The sequence below is a fragment of the Candidatus Latescibacter sp. genome (genome assembly GCA_030692375.1).
Taxonomy (GTDB): Bacteria; Latescibacterota; Latescibacteria; order Latescibacterales; family Latescibacteraceae; genus JAUYCD01.
In genome coordinates, this window is sequence record JAUYCD010000100.1 from 1 (window position 1) to 9312 (window position 9312).

Consider the following 9312-nt stretch of genomic DNA (forward strand, 5'->3'; position numbering starts at 1 on the left):
AAAAAAGGTTTTTCTTTCTGTAAGCATCAAAACTACAGCCCCCTAAATCCCCCAAAGGGGGACTTAAAAGACTGCAATACAAAGCATAATCGATAAAAAAGTTACATTTTTTCGCATTTTCATCTTTACCACGAAAAGTCCCCCTTCGGGGGATTTAGGGGGCTGCCTTCCAAAATTATTAATAAGTATTTGTTTAAAAAAGAGTTAAGAAAATGTCATAGCAACTTTATGAATAATTATGTTTGCTAGATGCCTGGCTGGAAGATACAGTTCTCCAATCCGTATTCATGGAGGGTGTCATCAATATATAGCTGCTCGGATTATTTTATTCCCTTTATTTGGAAAATATGGTATTATTCTCTGATAGTATTCACCGGAAAAGACATTTTTGAATTCACTTCTGAACATATCATAGATGGAGGTATTTCCGTATCATGCGAAGCAACCCGGCTTTTACCGTCATTCCCATTCTTTTGAGTCTTCTGGTCCTCGCCTGTTCGAGTCAGAAATCCCCGGTCAAAATCATGCAGTTGACCGACCCCACGCAGGTCACCGGAATTGCCGTTGACGGCAACACCGTGTACTGTTCGACAAGGGGCGGATTGGTCACCTGGGACATCGTCTCAAAAAAATATACCGTGGCCACCACGAAAGACGGATTACCCACCAATAACCTTAATACCGTGATTATTGACGGCAAAGGGACTCTATGGATTGCTACCGATCTCGGTCTTATTGCCAGGGACGGTTCCTCGTGGAAGCTGTTCGGTACTTCTCAGGGACTGCCGTCTCAGGTGATCAATAATCTGAATCTTGACAACAAGAAAAATCTGTGGGTGAGCACCGCGAAGGGCGCTGCTTTCTTTAAAAACGGGAGTTTTTCATTCCTCTCCGATAAGGAAGGACCCGGCAGTCAGGATGTTCTCTGCATTCTGATAGATTCAGGGAACAATATGTGGATAGGTACCAGAGAGAACGGGGTGTACATGAATATCCAGGGCGCCTGGCGGAATACAAACACCCGGCATGGGCTCCTTACCAACGCTATCCAGGACATTACCAAAAATTGGGATAACAGTATGTGGGTGACTTCGGTCGGGGTCGGCGTCACTCGGTGGGATGGATACGGCTGGCAGGGTTTTTCGTCAAAAAGATACATTGGCACGTTTGATATTCGACAGATGCAGGGCAGCCGGGAACAGCTCTGGTTTTTCACCAGCAATGGGGTACATGCCATGAAGGGTGCGGAATTTACCAATTACATTGAGAGTGAGGGACTCATTTCGAACGATGTTACCTGCGGAGTGGTCGAATCGGACGATCGTGTTTATGTCGGAACCAACCGTGGTATGAGCATCATCGACAAAGGACACATCATTAATTACTCTATTCCCAATATCCCGTTCGGAAACGACTTCACAGCGCTGGGAGTGGACAATCACAACCGGCTTCTCGCGGGATCAAAAAAAATCGGCTTAAATGTTCTGGACTCAGGTTCCTGGGCACTTATCCAGACCCAAGAACCCTCTCTGCTCAAGAATATACGGAGCATCATATATGGTCCGGACAGCACTCTCATCTGCAACACGGAGACAGGCATTGTATTTAACCAGGGTTTGAAGTGGGATCTGAAAACTCGTGACGACGGCATTGCGGGAAACGATATCCGGTGCAGCGTCTTCGACCGTAAAGGCTGTCTCTGGGTAGGCACTCCTTCCGGTATCAGCTCGCTCGCCGGCGGCCGCTGGACCCGCATACGCGCTGACGACGGTATTCCCTCCGAGGATGTCTGGGCATGCGCCCTGGATTCCACCGGCACGGTCTGGTTCGGTACTGCGGGAGGAATCGTATCTATCAGCGATTCACTGGTAAACTGGTCAACGCTTCCCGCTCTCAAAGGTCTGGATGTGCGGTCCGCCGCCGCTGTTGGAAACAAGGTCTATTTCGGCGCCGCCTCCGGCAAGCTTGTGGTGTATGATGGGAAATCCTGGGATACTTTCGGAAAGGGTACTCTTCGGATTACAACGCCCATAACGGCGATTACGGCTGATCCTTCCGGAGTCATCTGGCTCGGCACCGCGGGGGATGGCATCGTGCGCCTCGAAGGAAAAAAAGCGGAGGTCTACACCATAAGAGACGGCCTTCCCTCGAACGAAGTCCGGGCGCTCCTGTTTTATAACGGCAAACTCTGGGCAGCGTGCTACGGTGGGCTGGGGGTTGTGGATATGGGGAAATAAAAAGCGGGGAAATAATAACAGTTCAACGATCATAGCGAGCAAAGGGGGCGGGTTTTTACCTGCCCCTTTTTTATAATAGATGCCGAAACAGGTTCGGCGTGACCTGTGTCCGGATTTCACCGCTCAGATTTCAGATAATATTCATAAAAACCCCCTTGACAAACCCATTAATTATGCTATATCTTGTATACGGTCACCCCAAGTCATACAACATATTGATGTTATACCTGAATATTCAAGTAATCTGCAACATTATCTGAGACAAAGAAATTAATCGTCTATAATTCCGTTAACGCGGGGTAGGAATGAATATAGAATTTACTGTGCCGTTCACGGAGGTCCGTAAACGCGATGGTCGGCGTGTTCCCTTCGACGCCGCCAAAATAAGAAATGCCATCGCGAAAGCCGGAAAAGCGACCGGCGAATTCGATCAGTTTGAAGCGGAACTCCTCACCGTACAGGTCATCAAGGTTCTCTGTCACAGCCACCGCGCAGGCATCCCCGGTATCGAGCAGATTCAGGATATTGTGGAGCATGTGCTCATCACCTCCAACCACCTCAAGACCGCCCGCGCCTACATTGTTTACCGCGAACAGCATTCCAAGCTCCGTGAAGACCGCCGTACGGTCATCGATGTATTCTCCTCGGTCAACGAATATCTGGACCGTCTCGACTGGCGAATCAACGCCAACGCCAACCAGGGGTATTCTCTCGGCGGGCTGATTCTGAATGTGTCGGGAAAGGTGATCGCCAATTACTGGCTGAACCACGTCTACAGCACAGAGATCGGAAACGCGCACCGTAACGCCGATATCCACATCCACGACCTGGATATGCTCTCCGGCTACTGCGCGGGATGGTCGCTCCGGAGCCTGCTCACCGAGGGGTTCAACGGCGTTCCCGGCAAGGTGGAGGCCTCGCCCCCGAAACACCTTTCCAGCGCGGTGGGCCAGATGGTGAATTTCCTCGGCACCCTCCAGAACGAATGGGCGGGCGCCCAGGCGTTCAGCTCGTTCGACACCTATCTCGCCCCGTTCGTGCGGATAGACAAACTCCGCTATGAAGATGTACTCCAGCATGTCCAGGAGTTCGTATACAACCTCAATGTCCCCTCACGGTGGGGGACACAGACGCCGTTCACCAATGTGACCCTGGACTGGGTCTGTCCGGAAGACCTCCGCTCTCAGAAGCCGGTGATCGGCGGCGACGAGATGGATTTCACCTACGGCGACCTGCAGGCGGAGATGGACATGATCAACCGTGCGTTTATCGCGGTCATGAGCCGCGGCGACGCAAAGGGGCGGGTGTTTACGTTCCCCATTCCGACCTACAACATCACAAAGGATTTCCCCTGGGAGCATCCGAACACCGAGCCACTTTTCGCGATGACCGCCCAATACGGCATCCCGTACTTCCAGAATTTCATGAACTCGGACCTCACCCCAAATATGGTGCGGTCGATGTGCTGCCGCCTGCAGCTTGATCTCCGTGAGCTCCTGAAAAGGGGCAACGGCCTGTTCGGGTCCGCCGAGATGACCGGCTCGATCGGGGTCGTGACCCTCAACTGCGCCCGTACAGGCTACCTCGCCCGCGGGGACAAAGCGGCGCTCTTTTCCCGTCTGGACATGCTCCTCTCACTGGCGAAAGAGTCTCTCACTGTGAAGCGCAAGGTTATCCAGCGTCTCATCGACAACGGGCTCTTCCCTTATACGAAACGCTACCTCATCAATCTCCGTAACCACTTCTCCACCATCGGGGTGAACGGCATCCACGAGTGCATCCGCAACTTTACCGGGGATGCTTACGGTATCGCCGATGAGCGGGGACATGCATTTGCATGCGATATTCTGGATTTCATCCGCGGCAGGATCATAGAATTCCAGGAGGAGACCGGGAACCTGTTCAACCTGGAAGCCACACCGGCGGAAGGGACGACCTATCGGTTCGCCAAGGAGGACCGTAAACGTTTTCCCGATATCCTGCAGGCCGGAACTCCGGAAGCGCCCTATTATACCAATTCGAGCCAGCTCCCCGTGGGTTTCACCGACGATCCCTTCGAGGGGCTTTCTCACCAGGAAATCCTTCAGTGCAAGTACACCGGGGGAACAGTCTTCCATCTCTATATGAGTGAGCGTATATCCAGCGCCGAGATGTGCAAGAAGCTGGTGCGCCGATCCCTCGAGCGGTTCCGCGTCCCCTATATAACCATCACACCGGTATTTTCCATCTGTCCGCAGCACGGATACCTTCAGGGGCAGATCAAGTACTGTCCGAAGTGCGATGAGGTGCTGATAGAAAAGAAAAGCCGCGATATGGCATTGGATGATATACTGTGAAGAATACCTCACCCCTGTCCCCTCTCCTAGTCAGGAGAGGGGTAACTCATTGCTGGCTATGCTATTACCCTCTCCTGTATAGGAGAGGGTGGCCGAAGGCCGGGTGAGGTTTTGCCGAACTTGTTGCCGCTTCTCGGGAACGATGAAACCGTTTCGGCATCTATCTGTATAATAAACAACCGGTTTCTTAATAATATCACCATCATAAATTTACACAAACGAAGTACGATGGATTTGAAAAGGAGGTTTCATCATGGTACAGGCCTTTGTAGGAAATCATGCGATCACCGTTATCGATGAAGAGCGCCAGGTATGCGAAGTCTGGACACGGGTCATGGGATACTATCGCCCGGTCAGTGAATTCAATATCGGCAAGAAGAGCGAACATGCCGAACGTGCTCATTTCCAGGAGAAAAAAGCGGCTGTGTAGCTATAGGCCAAAAAAATATGGAACAGAAAAGCTTTTGGGATATTCCGGTGGCCGGGATTCAGGCCATGACTGCGATTGATTTTCCCGGCAGGCTGGCTTGCGTGCTCTTCACCCGTGGCTGCCCCTGGAAATGCAGGTACTGCCATAATGACAGCCTGCGGTTCCAGGGCGAGTGCATGCCCTGGGAGGAGATCGAGACATTTCTCCGGGAACGGGTTGGTTTCCTCGATGGAGTGGTCATTTCGGGAGGAGAGCCGACACTCCATCCTGAACTGCGCAGTCTCCTGGCCTGGATACGGGAACTGGGGTATGCCGTGGCCATCCATACCAACGGTTTCTATCCTGATATGCTCCGCCGCATTCTGAAAAAAAATCTGGTCGATTATGTGGCTATGGATATCAAAGCCCCGCCTGCCGCATATCAGCGTATCACCCAGACCGAGAACGCCTGTTTCGAAGTTTCGAGGAGCATAAGCGTCATTCTCGAATCCGGTGTGGATTACGAGTTCAGAACTACCTGGCACCCGTCGGTTTTATCGGAAAACGAGCTGATGGAAACCATGCGCACAGCGGCCAAAATCGGTATAAAAAAATATTACCTGCAGCAGTTCAACGGTCAGGGAGTATCGGACAGGGAACTTGTCGATGCGCCTTTCCGCTCATTTCCCCCGGCAATCCTCAGTGAAGCCCGCACGCTTTTCCCCGTTTTCGATGTACGGTAAATTACGTGAGCCTTTTGCAAAAGTCGTTTTTGAATGAAAAAATGATAAGTTTTTTTACTACAGCCCCCTATCCCTCTATCCCTTTCCCCCGGAGGGGGCAAGGGAAGTCATTGCTCCACAGTAGTTCCTGCCCCCTCCGGGGGAAGGATGTCCGAAGGACAGAAAGGGGGCTGCTTCAAATATCGACTTTTGCAAAAGGCTCAATTATTTTACGACATATATTATTCGCAAGTTTTCAAGGAAATTCCACTCATGCTCTCTCTCTTCAATATTGCTTTCCAAAACCGCTTCCTCTACACCTTTCATGGAAATCCCCTCTTTACAATCTCCATAGATGGTTATACATTACCTGTCACACGGTTCAGTTCAACATGTTTTATCCGAAATGTCTTCAACACTACGGATAAAACTCCATACGTTGTATATGGAGAAATTCCATTTCACGCTGAACCGATATAGCATAACAGGTTTGGAGAAATAGTAGATGTTAAAAACAGTTGATAAGTATTTAAACAATTCACCCAAATGGGCAATATTATTGGGTGCCGTTGTCTTTATTATTGCCTTGACAATTTCAAACTATTACACTAGTTCTGAAGTGGCACTTTCAATTTTATTTATTGTTCCAATATTCTTAGTGGCTTGGTATGTTGGGCCTTTTTCCGCTGTAATAATATCTTTAGCTTCAGCATTATCGTGGGATTTAAATGATATCTACTCCGGAAAAGTATTTTCTCATTATGTAATACCTTATTTCAATACTCTTATCAGATTTAACATTTTTACTATTATAAGTCTTTTTCTCTTAGAAATCAGAAGGCAATTGAATCAAATTGTATATTTAGCTGACACAGATGGTTTAACAGGTTTAGCAAACAATCGATGTTTTCATGAGAATATTAAAATTGAATCAATACGGAATAAACGGTATAAGCGCCCTTTCACAATTGTTTTTATGGATCTTGATAATTTTAAACAGGTAAATGACACACATGGGCATGATACTGGTGATCGATTGCTTCGGGATGTAGCCAATACTCTTAAAGCTAATCTGAGAAATTCAGATATTATTGCGAGAATAGGTGGAGATGAGTTTGCCATTCTTTTACCTGAAACAGACTATAACGGTGCAGAAGCAGTCTTAAATAAATTTCACACCAACCTTCTTCTAACTATGAAACTTAATCGATGGCCTGTGACATTTAGCATTGGTGCGATTACCTTTAAAGATGCGTTGAATGATAGTAAAGATATGGTTAAAGCTGCTGATAACGTAATGTATAATGTAAAAATACGCGGCAAAAACAATATTATTCATGAACAATGGTAAAAAAGATGGCAATATTATTTTGATATATCTACAAAAATAGTGTTTAAATCAAGAAAAGAATTCCATTTTTTGATAAAATATGCAATCGAAAGTAAGGAAATATTTTATATGACCTAAATTGAGCTATTTCAATTAGAAGATCAATTTTCAGGCTTTAATTTAACCTTATAATTGAAATAAATCGTTTAATTATGGGTTAGCGAATACTGTCATGCGTTTTTTGTGTATGTACAATCGTGATACAGACTTTCAGAGCGATTGTGGGCATAATCACCCATGTTTGAAGAGTCGTGTTGTTGTGATCACAGAGGTATGGACATCTTCTTTAAACGTTTCAAAAAGAAAGAAGGCCAGCGTCATGGTATAATAATATGCAGCTTCGAAACTTTTTAAAAAAATACCTTGCTTGAAGTATTTGAATACAACATTAATAAACTTGACAGCGAAAATACTGAGAGTTGTTAGCCCACATGATTTTGATAAGGGGGAATGTCGGTATGGATAAAATGAATGGTGAATCCAACAATAGAGAATTCGATCGTTTTTCTGTTGAATTTGAGATGGAAGTGATTGGCGAAAACATCGTAGGAAAAAAGTTCAGAGAAAAAACCGTGCTGAAGGATGTCTCCGGCGGAGGAGCTTTATTTGTGTCTAAATTGGTTGAAAACTATTTTCTGGGCCAGCCATTGGAATTGACCATTAATTTACCCGGGACTGGGAATGCGACTGCTTTTATGGAAGGAAATGCAAAAGTTGTGCGAATAATTCAACAGAGTGATTTAGATATGAAACAGAAAAATCAGGAAATAAGTGTGGCCGTTACGTTAGACAAATCATTACAATTAGGTACTTCTTTTGTGAATTCGTAAGAAATTACGAAGAGACGAACACCATTTAATAGGGTACGTACATTGCAAACAAAATACCGAGATTACAATTGTTTCTACGGGAAAATATGGGTTATTTTAACTCTTCTAGTGGTTATTCCTGTTCTGCTGGTCTTCTATTTATTTTTCGATGGAAGAATTGATTTAAAAGCTACTATTATTCTTTATGTCGCATTAATACTTGCTTGTTTTTTAGCAGGTTTAAGTCTCATGAGAAGTTCTGCCGATAAACTTGCTAACCTAGCAATTGAAATCGGGGAGATTGCAACTGGGGAAAAAAATGAACCTGTTAAAATTAATGCTGAAAAAGAAATGAATGACATAGCCGATAATTTCAACTCCGTTTATATAAAATTCCAGGATGTTAACAGGGTAGCAAGGGAACAGTCAATCCAGTTAATACTTTATGCGAAAGATCTTTCTCTTTATAATGAAAAGCTGCAGACGGCTTACAGGGATACAATAAACCGTCTTGTTGTTGCTGCAGAATACAAGGATGAGGATACCGGTGACCATATCATAAGAATGAGCCGTTATTGCACTCTGATTGCCGAAAAACTCGGATTATCCTCTACGGATGTTCAATCTATTAAATTTGCAACTCCTATGCATGATGTAGGGAAAATCGGCATTCCAGACAGTATTCTGATGAAACAAGGGAAATTGACCGATAAGGAATTCGAAATAATCAAAACTCACACAATAATAGGATCTAATATTTTGGCAAATTCTGATGCCGATATTTTACAAATGGCTCAAAAAATAGCCCTTTCTCATCATGAAAAATGGAACGGCCTGGGATACCCTCATGGGTTATCCGGCGAGAGAATTGACTTGGTGGGAAGGATTGTTTGTTTAGCTGATACCTTCGATGCGCTCATTTCAAAACGTCCCTACAAGGATCCATACCCACTGGAAGTTGTGTGCGATATTATCAGTAAAGAACGCGGGAAATATTTTGATCCCTCAATTGTTGATATTTTCCTTGATAACATTGATGAAATAGTAATAATTAAAAACGAAATTGGTTCTTCAAAAAATATTGCATTATCTGATTTTATATGGAGCGAAAGAGATCGGTTAGAAGATGCAAATAGACCCACATTCCCCTGATTCATATCGGGATGTAACGGAGTGTTTTTACAAACTAGCTTAATTAGGGTCTGCTGAAAAAAGGTATTGGGTATTACACGTCAAAGATAAAGGTGAAGCGGGCTCGGTATACGACGAGTCTATATTGGTAATGTACTATATATACTAACCGTATCAGACCCTTTTCATGGCGGTTTGCAGGTTCATTCCCAACAGTCCCAGGCGGACCCAGATTTCGGGGCCGCCCTCGATGATTTAATGGTATCAAGATCGAAGTG

General features: G+C 45.8%; 7 protein-coding genes. All 7 read left to right on the plus strand.

Annotated elements, in window-relative coordinates; all coding sequences use genetic code 11:
- Window positions 1-434: 434 nt before the first annotated feature.
- The 7 genes from Q8O92_06215 to Q8O92_06245 all read left to right on the plus strand — a co-directional run bounded on the left by Q8O92_06215 (window position 435) and on the right by Q8O92_06245 (window position 9055).
- Complete coding sequence (locus Q8O92_06215) at window positions 435-2237, plus strand: two-component regulator propeller domain-containing protein (GenBank protein ID MDP2982902.1); 1803 nt, start codon at window positions 435-437, stop codon at window positions 2235-2237.
- 305 nt (window positions 2238-2542) lie between these two features.
- Window positions 2543-4573, plus strand: coding sequence for a ribonucleoside triphosphate reductase (locus Q8O92_06220; protein MDP2982903.1), 2031 nt, complete (start codon window positions 2543-2545; stop codon window positions 4571-4573).
- A 253-nt stretch (window positions 4574-4826) separates the two neighbouring features.
- Complete coding sequence (nrdD, locus tag Q8O92_06225; protein ID MDP2982904.1) at window positions 4827-5003, plus strand: anaerobic ribonucleoside-triphosphate reductase; 177 nt, start codon at window positions 4827-4829, stop codon at window positions 5001-5003.
- A 17-nt stretch (window positions 5004-5020) separates the two neighbouring features.
- Window positions 5021-5725: an anaerobic ribonucleoside-triphosphate reductase activating protein gene (locus Q8O92_06230; protein MDP2982905.1), complete on the plus strand. Its 705-nt coding sequence runs from the start codon at window positions 5021-5023 to the stop codon at window positions 5723-5725.
- Window positions 5726-6209: 484 nt separating this feature from the next.
- A complete protein-coding gene (locus tag Q8O92_06235; GenBank protein MDP2982906.1) occupies window positions 6210-7055 on the plus strand; it encodes a diguanylate cyclase in 846 nt (281 codons plus the stop codon).
- Window positions 7056-7552: 497 nt separating this feature from the next.
- Entirely contained in the window at window positions 7553-7924 is a 372-nt protein-coding gene (locus Q8O92_06240) for a PilZ domain-containing protein (GenBank protein MDP2982907.1), read from the plus strand.
- A 42-nt stretch (window positions 7925-7966) separates the two neighbouring features.
- Window positions 7967-9055, plus strand: a complete 1089-nt coding sequence (locus Q8O92_06245) for an HD domain-containing protein (protein MDP2982908.1) — start codon at window positions 7967-7969, stop codon at window positions 9053-9055.
- Window positions 9056-9312: the final 257 nt, after the last annotated feature.